This is a genomic window from Streptomyces sp. NPDC059861, assembly GCF_042731435.1.
GTDB lineage: Bacteria > Actinomycetota > Actinomycetes > Streptomycetales > Streptomycetaceae > Streptomyces.
The window spans coordinates 1-25,937 of the sequence record NZ_JBHWJQ010000049.1 but is presented as its reverse complement, the minus strand read 5'-3'; the positions used below and the strand labels follow the sequence as shown (position 1 = coordinate 25,937).

Here is a 25,937-nt window from a genome sequence, read left to right as displayed (position 1 = left end):
GTAGAGCGTGCCAGTTACCGTCACACCAGTGGGCCCGTAGTGCCAGCCCGACGAGATATCGCCCTGATCACGATGCGGATTCGGTGCACATACTGGACCGGTCGGCGGCATGTTCCGCCCTTCAGCTCACCACGGCTGACGGCAACTGAAGGACTTCGGGCGGACTCCGCGGTACTGCTCGAGAACCTGTCCCGAGGCGGCTCAACGCGTCGGCCTCGCTCCTAGGTTGCTGCCTTGGGCCTGGCGTGATGGCGTACTTCGACCTTCCCCGCCCGGTACTTCCACGCCGTCTAGGGTGCGGGTATGACCTCACATAGCTACCTCTCCGAACTGTTCTCGCTGGATGGCCGGGTCGCCGTGGTGACAGGCGGCAGCTCCGGCATCGGCCGAGCCATCGCCGGGGCTCTCGCGCGAGCGGGGGCCAGCGTGGTGATCATGGCCCGCAAGGAGTCGGAACTGGCGGCCACCGTCGACGAACTGGCGGCGGACGGCTGCCAGGCGAGCTGGGTGAGCGCCGACCTGAGCACCCGCGACGGGGTGCGCGCAGCGGCAGAGCAGGCAGCCGAGGTGTTCGGCGAGCCCGACATTCTCGTCAACAGCGCCGGGATCAACCTGCGGCCGCCGATGGGCGAGCTGGGCGAGGACGTGTGGGATGCCACGATGGCGGTGAACCTGGAGGCGCCCTACTTGTTGGGCCAGCGATTCGGGCCCGGGATGGCCGAGCGGGGCTTCGGTCGGATCATCCATGTAACCTCCCAGCAGGCGCATCGGGCGTTCGTCCAGAGTGGCGTCTATGGGGTCTCCAAGGGGGCGCTGGAGTCGTTGACCCGCTCACAGGCCGAGGCGTGGTCGCCACACGGCGTCACCTGCAACACGCTGGTGCCCGGCTTCGTCATGACCCCGCTCAACGCACGGTTGTCGTCCGATCCGGAGAAGGTGGCGGCGCTGGCCGCGCGCACGTTGGTCGGGCGCAACGGCGTTGCCGAGGACTTCGCCGGAGCGGTGGTGTTCCTGGCCAGCCACGCTTCCGGCTACGTCACCGGGCAGGCGATCTTCGTCGACGGCGGGTTCTCCGTCCACTGAACCCACCCCGTCGGACATCCCCGTCAATGCTTGTTCGGCCTGGACTGCCTCGGAGTCGCCCTGCCGCACGCCGGATCGACCGACTGCCGCACACCGGGCCCTGTGCCCACTGCAACGGCCACCTGGCCCGGTGGGAATGCGGCCGGCAGGAAAGCTGACCGGGAGGCCGGTCAGCGGTCCCGACGGGAAAGCGCGGGCCCGGCCAGTGCCACCCCTGGCAGTCGCGGACACCGTCGTCGTCACCAGGGTCCGGGCTGAGGCGACACCAGGTGATGCCGCCGGCGAGGCAGGGTGTACGCATCCGTGGGGCCGTCGTCGGCATCCGTCTGCTGCCCGACGCGGCCCCGTCAGCAGCCCTTCCGCAGCGAGCCGTACCACCCACCGACTCACCAACCACCCCCCGTCCAACGACGGGGAGTTTCAAACAGGCGAGCCGCCCACCGCACGCCGCAGCCCCCGGCACCGAGCACGGCAACGGCGGCCACTCCACGACACGGAGAGCCCGATCGCCACGACCGACAACACCGCCACCGAGGCTCTCAGCACCGCGCCGCATCACTCCCCCACACGCGCGTGCAACCGCACCGCCCCTGCTGGGCGGCCCGCAGGTGGGCGTGGTCGCTCAGGACGTGACGAGGACCTTGCTGAGCAGAGGAAGGTGGTCGGAGGCAGTCGGATCGTTCTGAATCACGCGGGTGACGAGCGGCGTCACCTCACGGGTCGTGTAGATGAGGTCGATCCGCTCCGTGGGGGCCTCGGCCGGGTAGGTCGCACCATCGCCGTGCCCATGCAGGGACTTGGCCCACGCGTCGGTGTACGCCTTCTGCAACGGCTGCGACTCCGGGGCGGTGGGCAGTGCGTTGAAGTCACCCACGAGGATCCCGGGCCTCTTCTTGCCGATCAGGTCTACGACCTGCGCCGTCTGCTGAAGGCGGTCGGTCTGCGAGCTGGCGGCCAGGTGCGTGTTGTAGAACTCCACGTTCTTGCCGTGGACATTGAGGGTGGCGTGCAGCAGACCGCGCTGTTCCTGGCCCGGCGACTTGTACAGCCAGGTGTTGTCGGAGGCGGTGATCGGGTACCGCGACAGAATCGCGGTGCCGTACTGAACGCGGTGACCGCCGGCCGCCGGCGGGGCGTTGTCGATATTGGCACCGAAGACCACGTGGTAACCGAGCAGAGACGCCAACTCGGCAGGCTGGTCCGCCCAGTCGCTGCGCCCGGAGTAATGGTTGTCGACCTCCTGAAGGCCCACCACGTCGGCGCCACTGTCGCGGATGACGTCCGCGATGCGCCGGAGGTCGAGGACGTCGTCGGTGCCCTGAGCGTGATGGATGTTGAACGTCATGACGTCCAGCACGCGGGGGCCGGGACGCCGGTCGGCGGAGATCTGGTCGTCTGCCGAGGCCTGAGTGACGGATCCAGCGGCGGCGAGCGCGACGACAGCGGCGAGAAGGGACAGGGTCCGGCGGTACATGAGGGCCTCCTGGCACAGGTTCATCAACGGTCCCGATCATGGCCGGGTCCTCTGACGTGCCATTGGCCGCAACGTGAAGACAAGCAACCCCGCCGGCTACGACAGGGAGTCGACAGGTCGATCCCGACCCCCGAGATCCGAACATGCCCGTACGAAGCCGCGCGTTCCGTGGTCCGTCACCCAGCGGGACTGGGACGTCAACGCGTAGGGGGTGGAGCCCAGGCGGCCTGTGAACAGCTACCAGCGGAGATGTCGGTCCGGCTGCCGGCCTGGTCCGCGGCGGTGTTGCCGATCCGTGATGGCGGTCAGGGCTGTACTGATCGTCTCCAGCACCTCGGCCATCTGCGGGGCATCACCCCACCGGCCCGCATGACCAGCAGGGTGAGTTGACGGTGGCCGCCTCACCGGCACGGGTGGAATCTGCGAGTCGGTCCGCCCGTTTCCCTCGTCGTGGTGGTACCGGGGCGTCGCTCTCCGCTGGGACCCCCGGCTTGGCCTCCCGGGCGCCGACAGCACGTTGATGCGCTCGGCAGGATGTCGAATCTGCGGACGACCGAGCTCAGTCGACCCAGCCGGCAAGGTCGGCGTCGTGTCGGGCTCTGTGAGGCCTACGCTCGCGTGAACCCGTGGCTCCGCTCCACTTTCGCCACGTGCAGCGTGTAGCTCTGGTACCACTCGGCTTGCCCGCGCTGTTGCGCCGCGCGGTGCTCGGCGTTGGTCCGCCACTCCGTGAGGGCGTCGGCGTCGCGGAAGTACCCGACGGTGATGCCCAGCCCGCCAGGAGTCTGCGCATGGTCCATCCCCAGAAACCCAGGAACGTCCTTCACCAGGTCCTCCATGCGTGCGTTGGTCTCGCTGTAGCCGCTCTGGTTCTGGGTTCGCACCGTGGTGAAGACAGCTACGTAGTAAGGGGGTTCGTAGGCCTCGACGGGTGCGGCAGGCGCCTCCGAGTGATCGCTCATGGCACCACCGTAAGGCGGGAGGCGCCCAACGATCCAGCGTCTTTCCCCCGCCGGGCCTTTTCCGGGCGCCCGAAGGGCATCGCCCGGTCCGCCCGGTCGACGACATGCGCCGTGTTCTGGGCGTTGCGGCCGTAGAGCCCGCCGTAAACGCTCACGTGACCCACCCTTGAATCGTCGGTGGGGCACTTCGTGTGAGGGCGAAGGCACCCGGGAGTGTGAACCACGTACCTCGTTGGAAGAAACCGCTGAACAGTCCTTGGGTGATCAACGATGCTGCCTGTGCCCGAGTCCTCCGGCTCGGGCACAGCATCCCTGCAAGGAGATCGTCGATGAACGTCCGCCGTAGTCTGTCCGCTGTCATCGCCGCCGTGGCTCCCGTCGCCAGTGCGATGGCACTCGTCCTGGGCGCGCCCGCCACGGCGGCAGCCGACCCCTGTGGGTTCTACGAGACCGGCTCCGACGCGTTCTACAACCACTGCACGAGCGACGGCTCCAACGTCGTCATCGAGGTGGAGGTGTTCGGCCCCGACTACGACAGGTGCGTGGGGCCCGGCCGCAGCTGGCTGGGCTCGTCCGGCAGTATCCAGGGCGCGCACTACGCCGACAGGACCTGCTGACCCCCTCCGGGGGCTCCGGCTCACCTCATCCGGTGCGGTCACGGAAAGCGGCAACGGCGACGAAGTAGTCCGCCGTGACACCCCTGGCCACGAGCGCGAAGTCACGACGGGCGACGACATCAGCGGCATCGCGCACGATATCGCCTCGTGGCTCAAGGGCCCGAGCCGCCCCAGCCCGACAAGCTGAGGCGGCAGCGTACTCAAGGCGCGGCCTGGCGCGCCACGCGGTAGCGGAGGTAGACGACTCTTGAGCTGAGGGTGCGAGTCTCGACGAGTTCGAGATCCACCCGGCGTTCGCGCCGGGGAAAGAACGGAATGCCACCGCCAACCAGCACCGGGTAGACCAGGACCCGGTACTCGTCGATCAGATCCGACGCGGCCGCCTCGGCGGCGAGAGACGCGCCGCCGATCGCGATGTCGCCCTCCCCCGGCTCGGCTCGCAACCGCGCGATCTCCTCCGCCAGGCCGCCGGCGGCCAGGCGGGCGTTGCCCTGCACTGCCGACAGCGTGGTGGAGAACACCACCTTGGGGAGCGGCTTCCAGAGCGCGGTCCACTCGCGATCCGAGTCGTCGAGCGTGGGATCCTGGTCGGCGGTCTCCCAGTACAGCATCGTCTCGTACAGCCGTCGTCCCAACAGGTGGACGCCGACCTCTCGGATCTCGTCGATCCAGAAGCGAAAGACCTCCTCGCCGGGCACCGTCCAGTCGAAGCCGCCGTCCGGCCCGACGATGTAGCCGTCAAGTGAGACGCTCATCGAATAGGTCACGCTGCGCATCAGGAGTCCTCCTCGTAACGGGTTCGACAGTACGACCGCCGGACGCCGCAGGACTCATCGCGACTCGCGAGATCCCCTCAGATCTCCCCGCCCCACGCGAAGATCATCGGCGGCCGGCTCCTCCCTGGTTGTCGACATCACCCCCGTCGGCAGGGGATCGACGGGCCGGCAGTCTCACCGCCGCGCTCGCCACGCTCACCGGGGGCCACCCTTCGCCATAGCAACTCGGCGCAAATGTCCCCCACTTCAAGTGACCGAGGTCACACCGTTCCGCGCCTTGTCCGATCTACGTCTAAACCGCTTTAGTGGCGGCACGGCGTTACCACTGAACCGGTTCAGTGGCCGCGCCGGACATGATCCGACACGGAGGGGACCACCATGCGGCGTCCGACCATTGCCGACGTGGCACAGCGAGCCGGCGTGTCCAGGAGCTCCGTTTCCTTCGCACTCAACAACCGGCCGGGACTCGCCGACGAGACCAGGGTCCGCATCCTGGCCGTCGCCGAGGAACTCGGCTGGCGGCCCAGCCGCCCCGCACGGGCGCTGTCGCTCGGCAAGGCGGGCGCGGTCGGCCTCGTCCTGGCGCGGGAGCCCGGCCTGATCGGTGCCGATCCGTTCTTCCCGGCGTTCATCGCGGGCATCGAGGAGGTGCTGTCCGAGCAGGGCGACGGACTCGTCCTGCACGTGACGACCGCCGACCGCGAGCAGGCCCTGTACGAACGGCTGGCCGCGGACCGCAGGGTCGACGGCGTGCTGCTCACCGACCTCAGGGTCGACGACCCGCGCCCCGCGCTCACCGCCTCGCTCGGCCTGCCGACCGTCGTCGTGGGTCGCGCCGAGTGGGCGGGCGGGCACTGCGCCGTCGAACTCGACGACGAACCCGCCTACGTCGCCGCCGTCCGGGCGTTGGCCGAGGCAGGTCACCGGCGCATCGCCCACGTCGAGGGGCCGCAGGAGTTCCGGCACGCGATCCGGCGGCGCCAGGCGTGGGAGCGGACCCTGGCCGACCTCGGACTGCCGCCGGGCCCGCTGCGCCCCGGCGGCTTCACCGCCGAGGGCGGTGCCGGGGCCACCCGGGAACTGCTGGCCCTGGCCGAACCCCCGACCGCGATCGTGTACGGCAACGACCTGGCGGCCACGGCGGGACTCGCCGTCGCCCATGAACTGGGGATCGCCGTCCCCGGGCAGTTGTCGGTCGTCGGCTACGACGACACCCCGCTCGCGCAGTACACCCACCCGCCGCTGGCGTCCGCGAGGGCGGATGCCCGGGGCTGGGGGGCGGCCGCCGCGCTGGCCCTGCACACCGTGATCGCCGACGGGACGGCGCCCGATGTCGTCCTGCCCCCGGCGGTCTTCGTCCCCCGCCCGTCGACCGGCCCGGCTCCGTCCGGTGCCGCAGGCGGGCACTGAGAAGTCCGACCCCGGGGGATCCCGTCCGGCAACGAGGCCGGGCGTGCACATTTCGGAGAGAACGATGCTCAGGAGAACAGCGTCCGCCCTGGCCGCCGTGCTCGCGCTGGCCACCGTGGCCACCGCGTGCGCACGCTCCGGCCCGGACCCGGCAACCGCGGCCAGGTCACGCGGACCCATCACCGTCTGGCTGTCGAACAACGCCCAAGAGGCCGAGTGGGGCAGGCAGATGGTCGCGGACTGGAACCGGCTCCACCTGGACCAGCGCGTCACGGCGCAGAACATCCCGGCGGGCAAGACGTCCGAGGAGGCCATCAGCGCCTCGATCATCGCGGGCACCAGCGCCTGCCTGGTCTTCAACACCTCCCCCGCCTCCGTACCGCAGTTCCAGAAGCAGGCCGGGCTGGTGCCGCTGAGCGACTTCCCCGACGGCGAGCAGTACATCGAGTCCCGCAGCGGCGGCCTCGCAGGGCAGTACCGCTCCGAGGACGGCAAGTACTACCAACTGCCGTGGAAGAGCAATCCGGTCATGATCCTCTACAACAAGAAGCTCTTCGCGAAGGCCGGCCTCGACCCGGAGCGCCCGCGTCTGGCCACTTACGGCCAGTTCCTCGACACGGCGCGCAAGTTGGTGCGCAGCGGTGCCACGGAGGCGGCCCTGTGGCCGGCGCCGAGCAGTGAGTTCTTCCAGTCCTGGTTCGACTTCTACCCCGCCTTCGCCGCGCAGAGCGGCGGCCGGTCCCTGGTGGAGGACGGCAAGCCGCAGTTCGACTCCCCGGCCGGCCGGCAGGTCGCCGACTTCTGGAGCACCATCTACCGCGAGAAGCTCGCGCCCAAGGAGCTGTACCCGGGTGACGCGCTGGCCGACGGCAAGGCCGCCATGGCGACCGTGGGCCCCTGGGCCGTCGCCGCCTACAAGGACCGGGTCGACTGGGGGGTCGTACCGGTGCCGACGTCCGACGGCCGGCCCGCCTCGCGGATCCACACCTTCAGCGACCAGAAGTCCGTGGGCATGTTCAGCGCCTGCGAGAACCGGGCCACGGCCTGGGACGTGATGAAGTTCGCCACCTCGGAACGGGAGGACGGCAGGTTTCTGGCCACCACCGGCCAGATGCCCGTCCGGGATCATGTGGAACGGGAGTTCGCGGACTGGTTCGCGAAGAACCCCGCCTACCGGCCGTTCGCCGACCAGGCCGGCCGTGTGGTGGAGGTGCCCAACGTCGCCGGCTCCATCGACGTGTGGCAGACCTTCCGCGACGCCTGGACCCGTTCGGTCGTCTTCGGCCGGCAGTCACCCGCGTCGGCGCTGCGCGAGGCCGCCGCCGGAACCCGCACGATTCTCGGCGAGTACTGAGGCAGCCATGACCCTGACCCGAACCCCCGCCCGGACCGCGGCCGTCCACCCGCGCACCCCGCAGCGCCACCGGCGCCGCCACACCGGCATCGGTGCCGCCTTCGTCAGCCCCTATCTGCTGTACGTCCTCGCGGTGTTCGCGATACCCCTGGGCTACACCGTCTGGATCTCCTTCCACCGCTTCTACTTCACCGCCCCCGGCGCCGACGCGCCGAGCCCCTGGGTGGGGCTGGCCAACTACCGCGACGTGCTCACCGATCCGGTGGTGGGCAAGGCGTTCCTGAACATCGGGATCTTCCTCGTCATCAATGTCCCCCTGACCGTGCTGCTGTCGCTGGTGCTCGCCACCGCGCTGAACGCCAAGGTGCCGTTCCGGTCGTTCTTCCGTGCCGCCTACTATCTGCCGTACATCACCGCGAGCGTCGCGCTGGTCGCCGTCTGGCAGTTCCTGTTCGGCACCGACGGCCTGGTCAACAACGCCCTCGGCGGCCTGGCCCCCGACCCGTCCTGGCTGGTCAACACGCATCTCGCGATGCCCATGATCGCGCTGTTCGTCACCTGGAAACAGCTCGGCTTCTTCGTGATGCTCTACCTCGCCGCGTTGCAGAACATCGGCAAGGACCTCTACGAGGCGGCGTCCGTCGACGGCGCGGGCACGGTCCGCACATTCTGGTCCGTCACCGTGCCGGGCGTGCGCCCCGCGACGACCCTGGTGACGGTGTACGCGATCGTCACCGGCGCCAACCTCTTCAGCGAGCCGTACCTGCTGACCGGCGGCGGCGGTCCGGACGACGCGTCCATCTCGCCGGTGCTGCTGATGTACCAGAAGGGCATCGAGCAGGGCCACCCCGACTTCGCGGCGGCCCTGGGCGTGGTGCTGGTCGTGCTCGTGCTCGCGGTGTCGCTGATCACGCGCAAGCTCACCGAGAGGGGCAACTGACATGAGCCGACACGACTTGACCGCCCCGTCCGGCCACGACGTGCCGCACACCGGCCGGGGCACCGGCCGCGCGATCCGGTTCGTCGTCCTGCTCGTCGGCGCGCTGGGCTTCCTCTTCCCCTTCTACTACATGGTCGTCGGATCGCTGCGGAAGGTGACGACGGGCGATCTGTCGTCCGCCGCGCCCAGCGGACTGACCACGGGCAACTACGGGGCCATCGACGGCGCCCTGTCCCTCGGCAGGGCACTGGTCAACTCCGGTGTGATGACCGCCGGTGTGCTGCTGTGCACGCTGGTCTTCGGTGTACTCGCCGGATACGCCCTGGCCCGTCTGCAGTTCCGCGGCAGGGGCACCGTGTTCGCGACTCTGCTGCTCGTCCAGACGATCCCGTTCCAGCTGCTCACCCTGCCGCTGTACGTGCTGGTCGTACGGGACTACGGACTCGGCGACACCTACCTCGGCATGATCCTGCCGTTCGCGATCAACTCGACCGCGGTCTTCCTCTTCCGGCAGTTCTTCCTGCAGATGCCGGCCTCACTGTTCGAGGCCGCGCGGATCGACGGCGCGAGCGAGCTGCGCATCCTGTGGCGGATCGCGCTCCCGATGGCCCGGCCCGCGCTGCTCACCGGAACGCTGCTGACCTTCATCGGCCCGTGGAACGAGTTCCTCTGGCCGTTCCTCGTCACGAAGAACGCCGACATGCAGCCGCTCGCCGTCTCGCTGGCGGGCTTCCTCAGCAACCTCCAGGGCACCGTGTCGAACCCGACCGGCGCGCTGATGGCGGGCGCCTGCGTGCTGGCCGCCCCCGCCGTGGCGCTGTTCCTGCTGTTCCAGCGCCACTTCACGCACACGAACATCGACTCCGGAATCAAGGGCTGAACCACACCATGAGCACTCCCGACCCCCGCCACCACATCCCGTTCCGGCTCGTCCGCAAGGGCGTCGTCATGTCCCCCCTGCCGGGTGAGGCGAACGAGGTGGAGGGCGTCCTCAACCCCGCCTCCGGCCGTACCCCCGACGGCACCTTGCACCTGCTGCCCCGCCTGGTGTCCGAGGGCAACGTCTCCCGCGTCGGCCTCGCCGAGGTCACCTTCACCGACGGAATGCCCTCCGGCGTCGAGCGCCGCGGCACGGTCCTGGAGCCGGACGCCGGCTGGGAACGCGGCAAGAACAACGCCGGTGTGGAGGACCCCCGGATCACCTGGGTGCCCAGCCTCGGCCTGCACGTGATGTCGTACGTCGCGTACGGGCCCCTCGGCCCGAAGCCGGCCCTCGCGGTGTCCGAGAACCTCACCGAGTGGACGCGGCTGGGGCCGATCCAGTTCGCCTACCAGCCCGACCTGGACACCGACCTCAACCTCTTCCCCAACAAGGACGTCGTCCACTTCCCCGAGCCCGTCCCCGGCCCCGACGGGCAGCCCGCGTACGCCATGCTGCACCGTCCCATGTGGGACCTCGGCTGGTTCCGTCCCGGCGAGGGCGTCCATCTGCCCGCGGGCCTGGAGGACGAGAGGCCCGGCATCTGGATCTCGTACGTGCCGGCGGCCGAGGTGGAGAAGGACGTCCGCGCCCTGGTCCGGCCGCGCGACCACCGGCTCGTGGCGCTGTCGGAGTTCGACTGGGAGGCGTTGAAGATCGGCGCCGGGCCCGCGCCGATCCGTGTCGAGGAGGGCTGGCTGCTGATCCACCACGGCGTGTCCGGCGTGCCGGAGGACGACCCGTTCGTGCCCAACCGGCGGGTGTCGTACGCGGCCGGGGCGATGATCCTGGACCCCGCCGACCCCGCACGCGTCCTGGCCCGCTCCGCGCAGCCGCTGATGGCGCCCGAGACGGAGGAGGAACGATCCGGCACGGTGCCGAACGTCGTCTTCCCCACCGCGATCGAGGAGGTCGACGGCACCCGCTACGTCTTCTACGGCATGGCCGACGCCCACATCGGCGTCGCCGTGCTGGAGCGCACCGTATGACCTCCGCACCACTCGGGCTCGGGCTGATCGGCTGCGGCGCGTTCGGGGCGTACGTCCTGGACGCCGTGGCCGGTCTGCCCGGCCTGCGGGTCGCCGCCGTCGCCGACCCCGACCCACGGCGCGCGCAGCCTCTCGGTACCCGCCACGGCGCGGCGGTCCGCGACGGACTCGACGCGCTCCTCGCCCGCCCCGACGTGGACGTCGTCGCCGTCGCCACCCCGCCGCACACCCACGCGGATCTCAGCGTCCGGGCCCTGCGCGCGGGACGTCACGTCTTCTGCGAGAAGCCCCTCGCGCTGACCACGGCCGACGCGGCCCGCGTCAGCGCCGAGGCACACCGGTCCGGCAGGGTCCTCGTCGTCGACCACGTCCTGCGCTACAACCCGCTGCTGCGCGCCGTCGAGACGCTGATGGACGAGGGCCTGCTGGAGCGGCCGAGGCGCTTCCTCTTCGAGAACGACGCCGCCGACGAGGACCTGGGCAGCGACCACTGGTTCTGGGACCCGGCCCGCAGCGGCGGCATCTTCCTCGAACACGGTGTGCACTTCTTCGACGCCGCGCGCGCCCTGCTCGGCAGCGTCCCCGAGTCCGTGCAGGCGACGGCCGTCCGCAGGCCCGGCGGCCCCGGCGGGCTCGTCGACATGGTGGCCGCCGATGCGGTGCACCCTGGCGGCGTCCTGGCCGGGCACTTCCACTCGTTCACGCACGCGCACCGCGCGGAACGCCAGTTGATGCGCCTCGACCACGGTTTCGCCGAGTCCCTGATCACCGGTTGGATCCCCACCCGGGCCACCGTCACCGCATGGACCGACGACCGCGGTGCCGACCGCTGGGAGCGGCTGCCGTCCCGGACCACCGAACTCTTCGCCGTACCCGGCTTCCCCGAGGGCGGCGAGCAGCGCGTCAGCGTGCGGGTGGAGCGCGGCGCGGGCGGCACCGCGCCGGTCTCGGGCCGGGGTGCCGTCCGCACCGTCCCGCACCGTGTCGAGACCGTGCTCGACCTCGGCGGAGAGACCGCCAAGGCACGCGTCTACGCCGGCAGCGTGCGAGCCGCCTTCGCCGAGCTGCTGCACTGCGCGGCCCACGGCGGCACGCCCGCGGCCGACGCCCACGCCGGGCTGACGGCCGTCGCGGTCGCGGTGGCCGCCACCGAGGCGGCGGCCACCGGGACCGCGCGGCCCGTGGTGCTGCCGGAGGGGGGTACGCCGTGAACTGGTGGCGCGACGCCGTCTGCTACGAGATCTATCCTTGGTCCTTCGCCGACTCCGACGGGGACGGCACCGGCGACCTCCGCGGGATCGCGGACCGCCTGCACCACGTACGGCGCCTCGGCGCCGACGCGGTGTGGATCACCCCCTTCTACCCCTCGCCGCTCGCCGACGGCGGCTACGACATCGCCGACCACACGGCCGTCGCACCGGAACTCGGCACTATCGGCGACTTCGACGCGCTCACCGCGCGCGCCCACGGCCTCGGCCTGAAGGTCGTCGTCGACGTGGTGCCCAACCACACCTCCGACGCGCACCCATGGTTCCGGGCCGCGCTCGCGGCCGGTCCGGGCAGCACGGCCCGCGAACGGTACCTCTTCCGCCCCGGTCGCGGACGGCTCGGTGAACTGCCGCCCAACGACTGGCAGTCCGCGTTCGGCGGCCCCGCCTGGACCCGCGTGTCCGACGGCGAGTGGTACCTCCACCTCCACGCGCCCGAGCAGCCGGACCTCGACTGGAGTCACCCGGCGGTGCACACCGAGTTCGAGAGGATCCTGCGGTTCTGGCTCGACCACGGCGTGGACGGCTTCCGCATCGACGTGGCGCACGCCCTGTACAAGGCGGAGGGACTGCCGGACGCCGGGCCCGGTCAGCACGAGGACCCGGCGCGCAACCACCTCATGCCGTACTACGACCAGGAGGAGCTTCATCCCCTGTACCGGCGGTGGCGCACCCTCCTCGACGAACACCCCGGAGTACCGGGCGCGGTGAGCCCCGAGGACCGCCTGCTCGTCGCCGAGGCGGCGGTGTTCGCCCCCGACCGGCTGGCCCGCTACGTCCGTCCCGACGAGATGCAGCAGGCCTTCGACTTCGCGTTCCTGGAAGCGCCGTGGGACGCGCCCGCGCTGCGCCGGGTGATCGAGGGCTCGCTGGCCGCGACCGGGCCGGGCCGCGCCCCCGTCACCTGGGTGCTGTCGAGCCACGACGCCGTACGGCCCCCCACCCGCTACGGATCGCCGCTGCGCGCGCGGTCCGCCGCACTGCTGATGCTGGCCCTGCCGGGCGCGGCGTACGTGTACCAGGGCGAGGAACTCGGCCTCCCCCAGGCATGGGTGCCGGACGACCGCATCCGCGACCCGCTCTGGCCGCGCTCCGGGCACCGCGAACGCGGGCGCGACGGGGCGCGGGTGCCGCTCCCCTGGTCCGGGACGGCCGCGCCCTACGGCTTCAGCACCGCGGCACCTCGGTCGTGCTGGCTGCCCCAGCCGGAGGACTGGGCAGCACTGACCGTCGCGGCACAGGACGGCGACCCCGACTCCACCCTCGAGATGTACCGCGAGGCACTTCGGCTGCGCAAGGCCTGGCCCGCCCCCGCCGACGGCTCACTGCTCTGGCACTCACCCTCCGAGGCGCCCTACCTCGCCTTCACCCGCGGCCGCCTCACCTGTGTGGTGAACCTCGGTGCACGGCCGCTGCCGCTCCGGGACACGGGGCTGCTCGGGCGGACCGTACTGACGAGCGGGCCACGGGACTTCGACGACGTCCTGGCACCGGACACGGCGGCCTGGCTGCTCGTCGAAAGTTGAGCGATGTCCGGCGTGCCAGAGGTCAGGCCGACGCCCCGCGTGAGATCGGCGAGCGCCGCGTCCGAGTCAGACACAGCACACCGGGTTCCTCGGCGGTACGCACGGGCCGAGTCCGACGGACGGGCGGGGTCGAGTATCCGTAGCTGACGGTAGCTGGGATTGGTCGGGAGAGGAGGCAAACCGATGGGTCATCCGGACCGATCCGCCTGCTGATCCGGCCCGGCTTCCCCATGTGAGCGACGGAGCGAAGAAGCCCAGTGATCCGCGGCGATGGCGGCGGCCGGCGCTGGGTGCGCTCAGCGGCCTCCTGGCGGGCGCCGCCGCTCTCGCCCTCGCCGAACTGACAGCGACGGCGGTACGCCCGCAAGCCGGCCCGGTGGTGGCTGTCGGCGGTGCCACCATCGACCGGACGCCGACAGCCGTGAAGGACTGGGCGAACCGCAGCTTCGGCACAAGCGACAAGCTGGTGCTGCAGATCGGCATCCTGACCGTACTCACGGTGCTCGCCCTCGCCCTCGGCGTCCTCGCCGTCCACCACCGCCGGACCGGCGCGGGTGGGGTGCTGGCCTTCGGCGCCGTCGGACCGCTGCGGCGACCGGCCGCCCCGACTCCAGCGGCCTCCCCGACGCCCTGCCCTCCCTTCTCGGCGCGATCGGCGGCGCTCTGATCCTCTATGCCCTCGTCGGCCGACTTCCGGCACCGCGTCCCCGCGCCGGACACACGTCGGACGAACCCGCCGCGGACGTGCGCTGGGACCGGCGCGGTTTCGTGTTCGCGGCGACGTCCGCCGCCACCGCCTCGGTGGGCGCCGGGTCGCTGGGACGCAAACTCAACGGTTCCAGCGGTCGTGACGCGATCGCCTCACGCCGGAGTCTCGTCCTTCCACCACCCGCCTCACCCGCACCCGCGGTACCCCGGGCTCTCCGGGACCCGGACGAAGATCAGCGCCCGTAACGCTCGCAGCGCAACGGTTTGTGGGAACCGTCGGTGAGGCAGATCCGCACGACCGCCGCTCCTCCGGGGACGTCCGCCGGCACGGTGAAGTGGAAGCGAGCGCTGGAGCCGCACACGACATTGTCGCTGAGTTCGTCCCCCAACTGCCCGTCGTGGCTGTCGAGGGTGTACGCCCGGGTCGCCCGGCAGCTCGCCAGGTCGGCCGCGCTCACCGATTTGTGCTCCCCGGACACGACAACGTCCCGATTGCCCCAGGCGATGAGGCCTCTCGTGTACGTGTTCCCGATGGTGACGTCGAATTCGCTGATCGGGTAGTCGGCGGCGTGGGCGTCGGCCGCGGGGGTGCCCAGGAGCGCGCCCGCGGTCAGCGCGACGGCGCTGAGAGCAGCGGCGAGGTGAGTGCGCATCCGGTCTCCAGGAGTCGAGCCTGTCGCGGCTGTCGGCTGAGAATCGCCCCAGTCTCCGGGGGCGCGGTGAACCTGTCTATGACAGATCGAGCCACTTGGAAATGCCATCCCCTCACACGGCCCGAACCGCCCGAACCCCCTGCTGTAGAGGTCGTCACGGGCGCACCGGCGTCGGAGCAACGGTCGCTCGGTGGGGAGGACTTCGCTCTTGAGCAGGTCCTCCGTCTGCCCGCGAGGACGACGTGCAGCCGCGGGCAGCGCTCGGGTGGGGTGTACATACCAGTTGGTATACGGCAGTTGCGTTCCCAGCACAGCCTCGGTAACTCTTAATTTAGGAATTATTATTGACGCGCCTCGGCAACAGCTGCAAGATCCTGGCAACAACACCGCAGGCGCGCGGGCATTGACTGGTCCGGAGAACGATCGCCGTACCCCCGCGAGGGAGCGGTACCTCGGACTCACGACCGGGACGGGTCGGCACGCCTGATCGGACAGCGAAGGATCCGATGTGAAACGACATCTCACCGTCCTCCTGGCGCTCCTGACAGGCCTACTGGTCGTGCACACGCCCGCCCACGCCGGCCCCCAGGCCGGGAGTGCCACCGTCACGGCGTCGGCACCTCAGCAGGTGCTGAGCCCGACGCCGTACATGGGCTGGAACACCTATTACGCGCTGGGTGGCGATCCGACCGAGGCCGAGGTCAAGTCGATAACCGACTTTCTGGTCAGCAGCGGTCTGCGCGACGCCGGTTACCAGTACGTCTGGATCGACGGCAACTGGGCGGCGCCGACCCCACGCAGCTCGGCCGGCGACTTGGTGGCCAACCCCGACCAGTTCCCGAACGGGCTGAAGCCACTGGTGGACTACATCCACTCCAAGGGCCTGAAGGCCGGCATCTACACCGACGCCGGCCCGTACATCCCGGGCAAGTGCGGACTCGGCAGCCACGGCTACTACCAGCGCGACGCGGACCAGTTCGCCGCCTGGGAGTTCGACGCGGTCAAGGTCGACTACCTCTGCGGGATCGCCGCGGACCTCGACCCGAAGACCGTCTACACCGAGTTCGCGCAGGCGCTGCGGAACAACGCAAGCAAGCGCCCCATGATCTTCAACCTCTGCAACCCGGTGACCTCCCCGGACTGGGGCAACTACCCGGAGGAGCAGCAGTCGACGTACTCCTGGTCCTACGCGCCGGGGATCGCGCAGTCCTGGCGGACGTACACGGATGTGGGTTTCGTCGGCGAGATCAAGTTCAAGGACGTGCTGCGGAACTACGACGCGAACGCGCGGCACCCCGAGGTCGCCGGGCCGGGGCACTTCAACGACCCGGACTACCTGGGACCTGAGCTGGGGATGAACGACGAGGAGTTCCGTACCCAGATGACGCTCTGGTCGGTGGCGGCAGCGCCGCTGGTGATCGGCAGTGACGTCCGTAAGCTCAGCGAGACCTCGCTCGGCATTCTCCAGGACCGCGATGTACTCGCGATCAACCAGGACACGGCCGGTGTTCAGGCCGTCCGCGTCGGTCCCGCCGGTACGACGGAGACCTGGGTGAAGCGGCTGGCCAACGGTGACCGCGCCGTGGTGCTGCTGAACCGGGGCGACAGTCCGGCGACCGTGACCACGAAGGCGTCGTCGGTCGGGCTGTCCGGGGATCGGTTCACCCTGAAGAACGCCTGGACCGACCAGGTCACCGAGAGCGCGGGCACCATCAGTGCCGCCGTCCCGGCCCACGGCGCGGCCCTGTTCCGGGTCGGCAAGGCAACGGGCAAGCCCGGTGTTCCGCACGTCGTCGCCGGCCTGCCGCAGGTGACGCAGGTCGGTGGCGACACGGTGCCGGCCGGGGTCGCCCCGGTGGTCGCCGGCGGCGACCAGGCCCGGGTCGAGGTCACCGTCCGCAACGACGGTGCGCGCCCGGTCTTCGCACCGCGGGTCGAGCTGGCGGTGCCGGACGGCTGGACAGCCCGTCCGCTCGGCAAAGCGCCGAAGCTCCTGATGCCCGACCGCTCCGTGACCATGGCCTTCACGACGACCCTGCCGGCCACAGCAGCGCCGGGCAGCGCCGCACTGACCGCCACCACATCGTACGAGGTGACCGGCAAGGGGCGGCTGCGGCAGAAGACGGCCACGGCGGTGGTTGTGGCACCGGCGGCGCCGGACGGCGACGTCGTCCTGTCGCACCACGACTGGATCAGCGCCACCAGCGGGTGGATGAGCCCGACGGTCGACCAGAGCGTCGGTGGCTGGTCACCCATCAGCATGCTCGGCCAGGTCTACCCGACCGGTATCGGGGTGGCCTCGCCCTCCGCGGTCCGCTACTACCTCGGCGACCGGTGCACCCGGCTGGCCACGACCGTCGGCATCGACGACGCGGTGCGCAACGTCGGCCCTGACGGTGGCACGTCAACCTTCCAGGTGATCGGTGACGGCCGGGTGCTGTTCGACAGCGGTGTGCTGAGCCGCGACGACATCCGCCAGGCCGACATCGACCTGACCGGCGTCCGGGTGCTCGACCTGGTGGTCGGCGACGCCGGCGACGGCGGCTACAACGACCGCGCCAACTGGGCCGGTCTGAACGCCACCTGCTGATTCGGCTCGGCCGCACCCAGGTGACATCTCACCTGGGTGCGGCCGTTTCGCCAAGAGTTCCCAAAGACGCCAGGCGGGCCGTCGGCGGCTGGTCACGCTGCTACAACCGAAGGTACCGAGGATGGCCGAGCAACTGGCCCAGGGGATCGTCGCCTTCCCGAGCATCGCCGCCTCACTCACGGCCGTCCTTGACCGGCGCAAGCCGCCGGCCGGGCGGATCGGGCACTGCGGGAGGCAGGCCCACCTCCTCGCGAAAGTCCTGACATCGATGCCGGGCATCGGCGTCAGGTGCGGAGCCCGGATCCTGATCGGCTCCGAGTCGAGTGCGGTGACGGAGGGAGACACGCCGCCGATGCCACCGGCGAGAGCCACCAGCAGTCCTCCCATCTCGAGGGCGTGGTTGACCGAATTGGCCGGCGTACTCTCCCAGTCGGAGTTGTACAGGTCCCCTTTGCTCGGGCGATAAGAAACGACCCAGCCCACCTGATAGGTGGCGGTGAGCGGGTCACGGTTCCCGATGCGGACGAACGTGCCCGCCCTGGGCTCGCCGGTGAAAGGGTCCTCGTAGCGCACCTCGCACGCGCCGGGGGCGGCCGAACCATCGACCACGGTCAGCTCGACCATCGGGTCGTCGGACGCCTCAGAGCCCACGCCCCGAGGAAGCACAGCGCGAGGCCGACCAGCACGGTCCACCGAAAGTGCCCCAACGCCGAACGATCCGGGGCGCGTTGCCGTCACCGCCGATAGCCGTCCTCAGATCGGGACATCCCCACCACCCCCAGTCCCCCCTTGACGAAACAGGTAGTTGACTCAGGAGGCCACCCAAGGACGGCGACACATCACCATCTCGCCGTGGTCGAAGTCGGCGGCGTCCGCATCGAGGCCCCCCAGATCGCGCTCGGCGACCAGAAGTCGGGCCGCCTGCACCGGCTGACCAACTCGGCATGGATCCCGCCGCCGTGACGACGTGAGGCGAAGCCGTGACGGCCCTGCGGCCGCGGGCTTTCTCCGTGGGTCTTTCGCACTTGTGGCCCAAGCCGGTCACACTTTATAGTCAACATGACTTTTAAGGAGGCGGGCGTGAGCCTCGCGAACATCCTCGAACCCCTACAACAGCCGCTCTTCACCGTCCTGGACACCCCGGTCAGCTGGACCGAAGTCCTCGGATTCGGCAGCGGAGCGCTCTGCGTCTGGCTGGTCGCCCGCCAGCACCTCGCAAACTGGCCCATCGGCATCGCCAACAACCTCTTCTTCATCCTCCTCTTCACACAGGCCGGGCTCTACGCCGACGCCGGCCTCCAGATCGTCTTCATCGCCCTCGCCGTGTACGGCTGGTGGACCTGGACCCACGGGGGTGGACCAGGCTCCGACGCTCTCCCGGTGCGCCGCACCTCGCGCACCGAGTGGACGTGGCTGATCACGGCGGGGGTGGTGGGGACCCTCGTCCTCACCCTGCTGCTCGACAGCGCCACCGACTCGACCGTCCCCTTCTGGGACGCCCTGACCACCGCGCTCTCCCTCACGGCAACCTACGGCCAGTGCCGCAAGCGGCTCGAGTCCTGGTGGCTCTGGATCGCCGCCGACGTGATCTACGTACCGCTCTACGCCCACAAAGAGCTGTACCTGACGTCCTTGCTGTACGTCGGCTTCATGACGCTCTGCGTCCTCGGCCTGCGCCGCTGGAGCCGTGACCTCGCCGGCAGGACCGCGTTCCGCGTGGAGGCGGTGATATGAAGCGCTACGGACACGGCCTGGTCCTCGGCAAGTTCTACCCGCCGCACGCCGGCCACCATCACCTGGTCCGCACCGCGCGCGACCACTGCGAGCGCCTCACCGTGCTCGTCTGCGCCTCTTCCGTGGAGACCCTGACGCTGGAGGACCGGGTCGCCTGGATGCGCGAGATCCACCCTGACGTGCTCGTCGTCGGCGCCGTCGACGACATCCCCGTCGACCTTCAGGACCCCGACGTCTGGGCCGCCCACATGGCCGTCTTCCGCGCGGCCGTACCCGATTCCGTCGACGCCGTCTTCACCTCCGAGCCCTATGGCGAGGAACTGGGGCGCCGCTTCGGCGCCGACTCCGTGTGCGTCGACCCGGACCGTACGCTTCACCCCGTCTCCGGCACAGCCGTCCGCAAGGACCCCGTCGGCAACTGGGACTTCCTGGAGCCGCCCGTACGGGCCGCGCTCACCCGGCGCGTCGTCGTCCTCGGCGCGGAGTCCACCGGCACCACCACCCTGGCCCACGCCCTCGCCGACCACTATCGGCGCCGCGGCGGAGTGTGGTCCCGCACCCGGTACGTCCCGGAGTACGGCCGCGAGTACAGCGAACTCAAGCTCGCCGAACTGCGCGCCGAACGCCCGGACGCCGAATGGTCGGACGTCACCTTCCGCTCCGCCGACTTCCCCGTCATCGCCCGGCGCCAGGCCGAACTGGAGGACGAGGCCGCGCGGGTAGGCTCCCCTGTGCTCATCTGCGACACCGACGCCTTCGCCACCACCATCTGGCACGAGCGGTACATGGGCACCACCAGCCCCGACACCCGCGAGATCGCCGCCCACGGCCGCCAGCACCTCTGGATCCTCACCGACCACCACGGCGTCGCCTTCGAGGACGACGGACTTCGCGACGGTGAGCACTTGCGGCCCTGGATGACCGCCCGCTTCGTCACCGAACTCTCCCGCAGTGGCCGCCGCACCGCCGTCGTCACCGGCCCGCGCGAGGAGCGGCTCGCGACCGCCGTCGCCGCCGTGGACACCCTGCTCGCCGAGGGCTGGCACCTCGCCGACCCGCTCCCGGAGCGCCGATGAACTGTGCCTCACTGGCGGCTGCGACCGTACGACCAGTCCGTCTTCGGTGGACGCCTGGTGGCCGCCACGTACAAGGACGCCGGCAACGTGCAGCACGACAACGAGGCGGACTGGGCGAGGTGGTGGGAGACAACGGCTTCCACGTCATGTGCTACGACGTGCCGAGCCAACTGCCCCTGAGCCTTGGCGAGACCCCCTTCTTCGTCTCCGTACGCGGCGACGACACCGACGAGATCAGCGCCCTGTGGCAGAAACTGTCCGCGGGCGCGACAGCGGTGCAGCCCTTGGAGGCCGCGCAGTGGGCGCCGCTGTACGGCATGCTCACCGACCGCTTCGGCGTCACATGGGTCCTGGAGGTCGCCGCTCCGTACAACGGCTGATCCCTGCTGGTTCGACAGACATGACCTGGTCCGCCGTGCGCCGCGCGGCGGACCGAGTCGTGACGGAGGGAACGAACGCCATGCGCATGCGGCAGCTGGGGCGCATCGGTGTCGAGGTCGGCAGCCTCTTCGGCGACCCTCCGAACCGCGCGAGAGTCTCGATACGTCGGCGCCGCAGCCCGCTCGGTCAGGTCAGCCGGATGTCCGCTGCCCCTGCCGAAGGGGCAGCGGAAGGGCGTCCATGTATGCGTTCGTCGGTCGTTCCACCTTGTTGACGCTGCGGGCGTCGAGCGCGACTGGAGCAGAACCCGTACCAAGGGTTCCGCCCGCGTGCCAGGTGCCCACGACGGTCACCCACGTGTTGGCCGCCGGGGCCGGAGTCCCGTGGATCCGCACCTTGACCGCCTGCGCGTCAGCCGCGCAGCAGTTGATCAGGAGCCGGGTCAGGTCCCAGCCCTGGCCCTTCTGGGAGGGCGTGACGAATCCCGTCATCTGGACGCTGCGGCCCTTGATGGCCTGTTCGCGATCCTGCTGGACACGACTGGTGAAGTCGCGAAGGGTCAGTGGGAGCGGCGACATCGCCGGCAGCGGATCGAACTCGTTCTGCTCCAGGACGGGCTTGGAGGCCTGGCGCGAGGCGGTGTACGCGCCAAGAGCGGGCGGGGCGTAGAAGAGGATGCTCAGCGCCGGGAGGAAGAGCAGCCACGCCGCGCGCGGCACTTGGGCGTGATCGTGACCGTGACCGTCGTGATCCTGTTGCCGAGGATGCTCACCGACTGGTTCGCCTCTTCCCGCTCTCCGCTGAGACCAGGCGTCCGCCATGCCGAGCAGGAGCAGCAGTGCTCCCGATGCGATCAGCAGAGGTCGCATCCACTCCTTGACGTATCGCAGGTAGAGGTCGGTGAAGAGCGAGAGGTGCAGCAGGCTTGTGCCGCTGAGCACGAGCAGGACCGCCTGCAGGGGGCGCTTCACAGCAGAACTCCTCCGATGAGGGCGCTGCACAGAATGGCGACGACCGTTGTGGCGGCCGAGAAGCGGACCGCGAAGGCGCGGCCGAAGGTGCCCGTCTGGAGCGCGATCAGCTTGAGGTCGACCATCGGGCCGACCACCATGAACGTGAGCCGCGCGACGGGCGAGAACCCGGTCAGGGACGCAGCGACGAACGCGTCGGCCTCCGAGCACACCGACAGGACAATGGCGAGCGCGGCGAGGAAGATTACGGAGAGCCAGGGCGAGCCGGAGAACGCGTCGAGCACCGAACTGGGGACGGCCACGTTGAACGTGGCCGCGGCCATGGCCCCGATGATGACGAAGCCGCCCGCGTGCAGGAAGTCATGCTGGAAGCCGCGCCGGAACTCCGTCCAGCGGCTGTGCCCCGGCCGGTGTCCGGTGTGGCGCACGGCCGGCCGCAACCACTTCTCGCGGCCCAGCGTGAGCCACAGCCAGCCCATCACCGTGGCCGTGACGAGGGAGGCCAGCAACCGGGCGACGACCATGGCCGGGTCGCCGGGGAAGGCGATGGCCGTGGTGGTCAGAACGACAGGGTTGACGGCGGGGGCCGACAACAGGAACGCGAAGGCAGCGGCTGGTGTGACACCGCGGCCGATCAGGCTGTTGGCCACCGGCACCGACGCACATTCGCACCCGGGCAGCACCACCCCGGCAGCTCCGGCGACCGGGACGGCAAGCGCGGGCTTTTGAGGCAACAGCCGGCTGAACACCCGCGCCGGCACGAACGCATTGATCGCGCCGGACACGGCCGTACCGAGCAGCAGGAACGGGAACGCCTGCACGGCGATGGAGAGACAGACGGTTCGCCAGGCGTGCACCGCCGGCTCGCTTCCCCACCTGCCCACGAGGAAGAGCACCACTCCGGGAAGCACGGCCGCGCCCAGAAGCAGGAGCGGCCAGAACCGGGGCCAGCCGCGCGCCGGAGGCTCGTCGGCGACCGCGAGGGACGCGGCGGCAGCCACGGCGCCGTACGACTCCTCGGCCCGACCATCTGTCTGCTGCATACAAACTCCGAATGTCTGATGTTCGGAAGGAAAGATAGCGGTCTCCCAGTGCTGGACATCCGCACTCTTAGGCGCTCGTGCAGGTGGTGCTGAGCAGGGCCGTCCCTACGAAGGCGGATGCAGGCGGCAACGTGGCGACGGGTCCACCGGACTGCTCACGGTCGCCGGTGTCCGCGGCGGCCTGGCGCGCACGGGTCGGCGAGCACGTGGCATCGCCCCTTGAGGGCAGGCGGAAGCCGGACGGGGCGATCGAGGGACAACCCGTATCGGTGGGCGGAGAAGTGCACGTTGAGCAGGTCAGCCGTCCAGGCGGGTGCGCTCCTCCCGCCCGGGCGGCGTCCGGGTGCTGCACCAGGCAGAACCCCTGTGCTCAGGTCGGACGACAGAAGAGTGCGCGGCCGAGCACCGAGGCGGTGCAGGGCCGGTGTTGTCACCGGCTCCGTGTTCTCTCTCGGCACCCCGCGAGGAACGGGATCCCTTCAGGCTCTCGCACGGTGTGCGCCGGGAGATCACGACGACTTCGTCGGGTGACCCCAGCGGGTGCCTTCGCCGCTGGTCGCGGGACGAAGGGCGCCGCGGTAGAGCGCCTTGCAGGCGAACCAGTCACGGAGCTTCGCGGTCACCCACCATGGCGCGAAGGCCAGGGGCTGGTCGGCTGGAGTACGGCCTCGGCCAGGGCTTGGCGGCGCAGGCTGGTGATCTCCTGGTATCCGGGGTCGGCCACCATGCGGCTGAATGCTTCACGATCCGGATAGCGGACGAGCAGCACCGCGTCCCAGGCTTGCCCTTCCTCGGCGACCAGGGGGGTGTCGCCGTCGCCGGCGCAGACCAGTTCGCCCCCGTACCGCTTGAGGAAGGCACTGGTCCGTTGCGCGTACTCCTCGTACCTGGCCCGACCACCGGGAGCGAAACGCAGGAGGTTGAGCATGACTACGGGGCCTCCCTGGTCCTCCGCCATCAGCTGTGCGAGATCGGCTCCTTGAGGGTCCACGGCCATGGGCTTCTCCTTGCGGTCATGGAGGGCACGGTGCTTCCGGCGTGTGCCGGAGAAAGGCAGGGCAGAAGCCTAGGGCTAGCGCATCCCTCTTGCATACCGTCCGGTTGGTCTGCGCCCACGCACGACGCAAGCACAATGCTGAAACGCAGTCGCCGGGTGGTCCCCGGCAGGGAGAGCCGCGGTGCAAGGCCCGTTGGGCGCACCGCACCGCCGAGTCGCCGGGAACGCGGCGTCGCTCAAAAAACAACCAGCGGCAGGCGTGTCACCAACCTCCCGGCCGAGTACACCGAGCGCGAAGCCGCCGTTCGGATCACCTGAGGCGGCCCTTCAGGTGATTGCCCGATGCCTCATGAGCCAGGCAGCGCCGGCAGGGGTAGGACGTTCGAGCACGGGACGAACCCAGAAACCTCTGAGGAGTGAGCGATGTACGCTGCGGTCCGGCGTTACGAAGGGGTGACCGATCCGGCCGAGGCGGGACGACTCGTGAACGAGGGGTTCGTGCCGCTCATGCGCCAAGTCTCCGGCTTCGTAGCCTACTACTGGCTCGATGCCGGGGACGGAGTGATGGTCTCGACCAGCGTCTTCCAGGACCGGGCCGGAGCCGAGGAGTCGATCTCGAAAGCGACGGACTTTGTTCGGGACAACCTTGCGTCACTGCTCCCCAACCCTCCCCAGGTCATGGCCGGAGAGGTTGTGGCTTCAGCATGGGAGGGTTCGGTCTAGAGGCAGCCGGCTGGAGGCAGCCTTCCTCCGTGGCGATGCGGTGATGTCGCCGCCCCAGCGGGCTTTCAGCCCGGGGGGCCCGGCTCACAACCCCTGGCGATGAGATCGAGTCGTAGGGCAACTCGTGGATCGCGGATCGGATCGTGGCCAGGTGCCGTCAGTCGCCTGCGATGTCGGCCCTGTGGTTCGGCGGCTCGGATCAGCCGTGCGACGCGACAGCGTCCGCATCCTGCGTGGACGGCGGTGATCTGCTGGGTCAGCTCGGCGTCCCGCACCTGGCGCGGACACGGAACGCCGTCGCGGCGGGCGTAGCAGGCGGGCCGGAGTCCTTGAGCAGCTCACATACCCGTTTGACGCTGTGACCTGCGCGCCTCTCCTCCTTGATGACGGGTGCACCGTCACCGAGTCTCCTTCGCGAAGAGAGCCGTGGTGACGGGTGCACCGTCACCGAGTCTCCTTCGCGAAGAGAGCCGTGGCCCGCTTGAGGACGGCGACGTCCTCACACTGGCAGTGGTGCTCCTGCCGCAGCGTGGTCAGCTCCTCGCGTTCGCTGCTGGTCAGACTCTCACGCTCACCCGCGTCGACCTCGACCGGCTTCACGCAGTTCCCGGCACCGCCGTGGTCAGGCCGAAGTCCATCGCGATCTGACAGACAGTGTGCGACGCTCACCTCGCCACCTCGACGCGACCTGCAAAGCCGATCCAACCGATCGTGTCAGCCGTTCTCAGGCGCTGTTGCGGCCGATGCTCGCACCGCCGTCGACGCGCAGGATCTGGCCGGTGATGAAACCCGCCTTCTCGGAGAGCAGGAAGGCGATGGCGGCTGCGAGCTCGTCCGGGCGTCCGAACCTTCCCATCGGAACAGTCGCCAGGTAGCGGGCGGCTCCGGCTGACCCAGGCGGGTTGGTCTCCCGGAACAACTCGGTCTCGGTGGGGCCCGGTGCGACCGCGTTGACGGTGATCCCGTGTGCAGCGAGTTCTCCGGCCCAGCCTCGCGTCAAGAACTCCACGGCGGCCTTGGCCGCACCGTAGGACGTGCGATCGGGCAATCCCAGGGTGACCAAGCTGCTGACGTTCACCACGCGACCCCAGGACCGTTCGAGCATGCCGGGAAACACGGCCTGCACGATCTGCACCGCGGTACGCACGTTCATGTCGAGAACCGCGTCGAGGTCCGACAGAGCGACCTCGCCGACCGGGGCGGGTCGCACCATCCCCACATTGTTGACCACCGCGTCGACCGGTCCGGCGCCCATCACTTCGCCCAGGACCTGATCGGTGGCCGCACGGTCGGCAAGGTCGGCTTCGTGGAACTCGCCGGGAAAGGACTGCGGTGCGCTGCGGGCGACACCGACGGGGGTATGACCCTCTCCTGCCAATTGCTCGGCGAGGGCGCGGCCGATGCCTTTGGACGCACCCGTGATGAGTACTCGCCTGCGGGTCATGGGTTCACTCCGTTGCTGCGCTGATCCGCGCATCGATTGTGTGGGAGGAGAGAAGGCAGGCCCGACAGACTCCGATGGCCCGGTCAGTGAACAGGGCCGCAGTACGGCAGATGCCGCCGCAAGTCACGGGAGAGGGTGCAGGTTGGCGGGGTCTCAGTGGCTGTGCAGGATGGTGTGCAGGGTGTGAATGGCCTGTTGTGTCGCTGCGGTTGTGGCCTGGGTGGGCCGCAGGGGGTTGA

At 69.9% G+C, this 25,937-nt stretch carries 22 protein-coding genes and 2 pseudogenes; 15 read left to right on the top strand and 9 right to left on the bottom strand.

Annotation, left to right across the window (positions count from 1 at the left end):
• Positions 1 to 303: 303 nt before the first annotated feature.
• On the top strand, positions 304 to 1,083 hold the full coding sequence (locus tag ACFV6X_RS31655) for an SDR family NAD(P)-dependent oxidoreductase (RefSeq protein ID WP_385389474.1): 780 nt from the start codon (positions 304 to 306) through the stop codon (positions 1,081 to 1,083).
• A gap of 622 nt (positions 1,084 to 1,705) precedes the next feature.
• Here ACFV6X_RS31655 and ACFV6X_RS31650 read toward each other — a convergent pair.
• Both ACFV6X_RS31650 and ACFV6X_RS31645 read right to left on the bottom strand, forming a co-directional pair.
• Positions 1,706 to 2,557 carry an endonuclease/exonuclease/phosphatase family protein gene (locus ACFV6X_RS31650; RefSeq protein WP_385389472.1) on the bottom strand — a complete coding sequence of 284 codons (852 nt, stop codon included), beginning with the start codon at positions 2,555 to 2,557 and terminating at the stop codon, positions 1,706 to 1,708.
• A gap of 608 nt (positions 2,558 to 3,165) precedes the next feature.
• On the bottom strand, positions 3,166 to 3,519 hold the full coding sequence (locus ACFV6X_RS31645; RefSeq protein ID WP_385389470.1) for an antibiotic biosynthesis monooxygenase family protein: 354 nt from the start codon (positions 3,517 to 3,519) through the stop codon (positions 3,166 to 3,168).
• Between the two features lie 389 nt (positions 3,520 to 3,908).
• Between ACFV6X_RS31645 and ACFV6X_RS31640 the strand changes: the two genes are divergently transcribed.
• The gene (locus ACFV6X_RS31640; protein ID WP_385389522.1) at positions 3,909 to 4,136 is read left to right on the top strand and encodes a DUF6355 family natural product biosynthesis protein; all 228 of its coding nucleotides are present in this window, start codon (positions 3,909 to 3,911) and stop codon (positions 4,134 to 4,136) included.
• A gap of 200 nt (positions 4,137 to 4,336) precedes the next feature.
• On the opposite strand, the gene ACFV6X_RS31635 is transcribed toward ACFV6X_RS31640, so the two are convergent.
• Positions 4,337 to 4,912: a dihydrofolate reductase family protein gene (locus tag ACFV6X_RS31635; protein WP_385389468.1), complete on the bottom strand. Its 576-nt coding sequence runs from the start codon at positions 4,910 to 4,912 to the stop codon at positions 4,337 to 4,339.
• A gap of 402 nt (positions 4,913 to 5,314) precedes the next feature.
• Between ACFV6X_RS31635 and ACFV6X_RS31630 the strand changes: the two genes are divergently transcribed.
• From ACFV6X_RS31630 to ACFV6X_RS31595, 8 genes and pseudogenes are all read left to right on the top strand, one after another.
• A complete protein-coding gene (locus tag ACFV6X_RS31630; RefSeq protein WP_385389466.1) occupies positions 5,315 to 6,322 on the top strand; it encodes a LacI family DNA-binding transcriptional regulator in 1,008 nt (335 codons plus the stop codon).
• Between the two features lie 64 nt (positions 6,323 to 6,386).
• Complete coding sequence (locus tag ACFV6X_RS31625; protein WP_385389463.1) at positions 6,387 to 7,676, top strand: extracellular solute-binding protein; 1,290 nt, start codon at positions 6,387 to 6,389, stop codon at positions 7,674 to 7,676.
• A 7-nt stretch (positions 7,677 to 7,683) separates the two neighbouring features.
• Positions 7,684 to 8,616, top strand: coding sequence for a carbohydrate ABC transporter permease (locus ACFV6X_RS31620; RefSeq protein WP_385389460.1), 933 nt, complete (start codon positions 7,684 to 7,686; stop codon positions 8,614 to 8,616).
• Position 8,617: 1 nt separating this feature from the next.
• On the top strand, positions 8,618 to 9,496 hold the full coding sequence (locus ACFV6X_RS31615; RefSeq protein ID WP_385389458.1) for a carbohydrate ABC transporter permease: 879 nt from the start codon (positions 8,618 to 8,620) through the stop codon (positions 9,494 to 9,496).
• A gap of 8 nt (positions 9,497 to 9,504) precedes the next feature.
• The gene (locus tag ACFV6X_RS31610; RefSeq protein ID WP_385389456.1) at positions 9,505 to 10,584 is read left to right on the top strand and encodes a glycosidase; all 1,080 of its coding nucleotides are present in this window, start codon (positions 9,505 to 9,507) and stop codon (positions 10,582 to 10,584) included.
• The gene (locus tag ACFV6X_RS31605; protein ID WP_385389453.1) at positions 10,581 to 11,795 is read left to right on the top strand and encodes a Gfo/Idh/MocA family protein; all 1,215 of its coding nucleotides are present in this window, start codon (positions 10,581 to 10,583) and stop codon (positions 11,793 to 11,795) included. Before ACFV6X_RS31610 ends, ACFV6X_RS31605 begins: the two co-directional genes overlap by 4 nt.
• The gene (locus tag ACFV6X_RS31600) at positions 11,792 to 13,378 is read left to right on the top strand and encodes a glycoside hydrolase family 13 protein (protein ID WP_385389451.1); all 1,587 of its coding nucleotides are present in this window, start codon (positions 11,792 to 11,794) and stop codon (positions 13,376 to 13,378) included. Before ACFV6X_RS31605 ends, ACFV6X_RS31600 begins: the two co-directional genes overlap by 4 nt.
• Before the next feature lie 232 nt (positions 13,379 to 13,610).
• Positions 13,611 to 14,296 (top strand): annotated as a pseudogene (locus ACFV6X_RS31595) (molybdopterin-binding oxidoreductase); the annotation flags it as partial.
• A 23-nt stretch (positions 14,297 to 14,319) separates the two neighbouring features.
• On the opposite strand, the gene ACFV6X_RS31590 reads toward ACFV6X_RS31595, so the two are convergent.
• The gene (locus ACFV6X_RS31590; RefSeq protein ID WP_385389449.1) at positions 14,320 to 14,739 is read right to left on the bottom strand and encodes a hypothetical protein; all 420 of its coding nucleotides are present in this window, start codon (positions 14,737 to 14,739) and stop codon (positions 14,320 to 14,322) included.
• Between the two features lie 508 nt (positions 14,740 to 15,247).
• Here ACFV6X_RS31590 and ACFV6X_RS31585 point away from each other — a divergent pair.
• The 4 genes and pseudogenes from ACFV6X_RS31585 to ACFV6X_RS31570 all read left to right on the top strand — a co-directional run bounded on the left by ACFV6X_RS31585 (position 15,248) and on the right by ACFV6X_RS31570 (position 20,519).
• Positions 15,248 to 17,329 (top strand): NPCBM/NEW2 domain-containing protein, encoded by a 2,082-nt coding sequence (locus tag ACFV6X_RS31585; protein WP_385389446.1) that lies wholly within the window; start codon positions 15,248 to 15,250, stop codon positions 17,327 to 17,329.
• A 1,080-nt stretch (positions 17,330 to 18,409) separates the two neighbouring features.
• Positions 18,410 to 19,063: a nicotinamide riboside transporter PnuC gene (pnuC, locus tag ACFV6X_RS31580; RefSeq protein ID WP_385389443.1), complete on the top strand. Its 654-nt coding sequence runs from the start codon at positions 18,410 to 18,412 to the stop codon at positions 19,061 to 19,063.
• Positions 19,060 to 20,139 carry an AAA family ATPase gene (locus ACFV6X_RS31575; RefSeq protein ID WP_385389441.1) on the top strand — a complete coding sequence of 360 codons (1,080 nt, stop codon included), beginning with the start codon at positions 19,060 to 19,062 and terminating at the stop codon, positions 20,137 to 20,139. The genes pnuC and ACFV6X_RS31575 overlap by 4 nt, the downstream gene beginning before the upstream one ends.
• Positions 20,140 to 20,142: 3 nt before the next feature.
• Positions 20,143 to 20,519 (top strand): annotated as a pseudogene (locus ACFV6X_RS31570) (VOC family protein).
• A 192-nt stretch (positions 20,520 to 20,711) separates the two neighbouring features.
• Here ACFV6X_RS31570 and ACFV6X_RS31565 read toward each other — a convergent pair.
• The 3 genes from ACFV6X_RS31565 to ACFV6X_RS31555 all read right to left on the bottom strand — a co-directional run bounded on the left by ACFV6X_RS31565 (position 20,712) and on the right by ACFV6X_RS31555 (position 23,531).
• Positions 20,712 to 21,491: a TIGR03943 family putative permease subunit gene (locus ACFV6X_RS31565; RefSeq protein WP_385389439.1), complete on the bottom strand. Its 780-nt coding sequence runs from the start codon at positions 21,489 to 21,491 to the stop codon at positions 20,712 to 20,714.
• A complete protein-coding gene (locus ACFV6X_RS31560; RefSeq protein ID WP_385389437.1) occupies positions 21,488 to 22,534 on the bottom strand; it encodes a permease in 1,047 nt (348 codons plus the stop codon). Before ACFV6X_RS31560 ends, ACFV6X_RS31565 begins: the two co-directional genes overlap by 4 nt.
• 619 nt (positions 22,535 to 23,153) lie before the next feature.
• Positions 23,154 to 23,531, bottom strand: coding sequence for a DUF1330 domain-containing protein (locus ACFV6X_RS31555; RefSeq protein ID WP_385389435.1), 378 nt, complete (start codon positions 23,529 to 23,531; stop codon positions 23,154 to 23,156).
• 423 nt (positions 23,532 to 23,954) lie between these two features.
• Here ACFV6X_RS31555 and ACFV6X_RS31550 point away from each other — a divergent pair, with 423 nt between their 5' ends.
• The gene (locus ACFV6X_RS31550) at positions 23,955 to 24,254 is read left to right on the top strand and encodes a hypothetical protein (RefSeq protein ID WP_385389432.1); all 300 of its coding nucleotides are present in this window, start codon (positions 23,955 to 23,957) and stop codon (positions 24,252 to 24,254) included.
• A gap of 444 nt (positions 24,255 to 24,698) precedes the next feature.
• Here ACFV6X_RS31550 and ACFV6X_RS31545 read toward each other — a convergent pair whose 3' ends face one another.
• Entirely contained in the window at positions 24,699 to 24,854 is a 156-nt protein-coding gene (locus tag ACFV6X_RS31545; RefSeq protein ID WP_385389429.1) for a hypothetical protein, read from the bottom strand.
• A 124-nt stretch (positions 24,855 to 24,978) separates the two neighbouring features.
• Positions 24,979 to 25,698: an SDR family oxidoreductase gene (locus tag ACFV6X_RS31540; protein ID WP_385389426.1), complete on the bottom strand. Its 720-nt coding sequence runs from the start codon at positions 25,696 to 25,698 to the stop codon at positions 24,979 to 24,981.
• Between the last annotated feature and the right edge of the window lie 239 nt (positions 25,699 to 25,937).

Bases quoted from the DNA above. Each gene is read 5' to 3' on its own strand.
- ACFV6X_RS31615 (WP_385389458.1), top strand. From the start codon at position 8,618: ATGAGCCGACACGACTTGACCGCCCCGTCCGGCCACGACGTGCCGCAC.
- ACFV6X_RS31590 (WP_385389449.1), bottom strand. From the start codon at position 14,739: ATGCGCACTCACCTCGCCGCTGCTCTCAGCGCCGTCGCGCTGACCGCG.
- ACFV6X_RS31620 (WP_385389460.1), top strand. From the start codon at position 7,684: ATGACCCTGACCCGAACCCCCGCCCGGACCGCGGCCGTCCACCCGCGC.
- ACFV6X_RS31640 (WP_385389522.1), top strand. From the start codon at position 3,909: ATGGCACTCGTCCTGGGCGCGCCCGCCACGGCGGCAGCCGACCCCTGT.
- ACFV6X_RS31610 (WP_385389456.1), top strand. From the start codon at position 9,505: ATGAGCACTCCCGACCCCCGCCACCACATCCCGTTCCGGCTCGTCCGC.
- ACFV6X_RS31655 (WP_385389474.1), top strand. From the start codon at position 304: ATGACCTCACATAGCTACCTCTCCGAACTGTTCTCGCTGGATGGCCGG.
- ACFV6X_RS31645 (WP_385389470.1), bottom strand. From the start codon at position 3,519: ATGAGCGATCACTCGGAGGCGCCTGCCGCACCCGTCGAGGCCTACGAA.
- ACFV6X_RS31625 (WP_385389463.1), top strand. From the start codon at position 6,387: ATGCTCAGGAGAACAGCGTCCGCCCTGGCCGCCGTGCTCGCGCTGGCC.
- ACFV6X_RS31575 (WP_385389441.1), top strand. From the start codon at position 19,060: ATGAAGCGCTACGGACACGGCCTGGTCCTCGGCAAGTTCTACCCGCCG.
- ACFV6X_RS31605 (WP_385389453.1), top strand. From the start codon at position 10,581: ATGACCTCCGCACCACTCGGGCTCGGGCTGATCGGCTGCGGCGCGTTC.
- ACFV6X_RS31540 (WP_385389426.1), bottom strand. From the start codon at position 25,698: ATGACCCGCAGGCGAGTACTCATCACGGGTGCGTCCAAAGGCATCGGC.
- ACFV6X_RS31635 (WP_385389468.1), bottom strand. From the start codon at position 4,912: ATGCGCAGCGTGACCTATTCGATGAGCGTCTCACTTGACGGCTACATC.
- ACFV6X_RS31555 (WP_385389435.1), bottom strand. From the start codon at position 23,531: ATGGCCGTGGACCCTCAAGGAGCCGATCTCGCACAGCTGATGGCGGAG.
- ACFV6X_RS31560 (WP_385389437.1), bottom strand. From the start codon at position 22,534: ATGCAGCAGACAGATGGTCGGGCCGAGGAGTCGTACGGCGCCGTGGCT.
- ACFV6X_RS31650 (WP_385389472.1), bottom strand. From the start codon at position 2,557: ATGTACCGCCGGACCCTGTCCCTTCTCGCCGCTGTCGTCGCGCTCGCC.
- ACFV6X_RS31550 (WP_385389432.1), top strand. From the start codon at position 23,955: ATGTACGCTGCGGTCCGGCGTTACGAAGGGGTGACCGATCCGGCCGAG.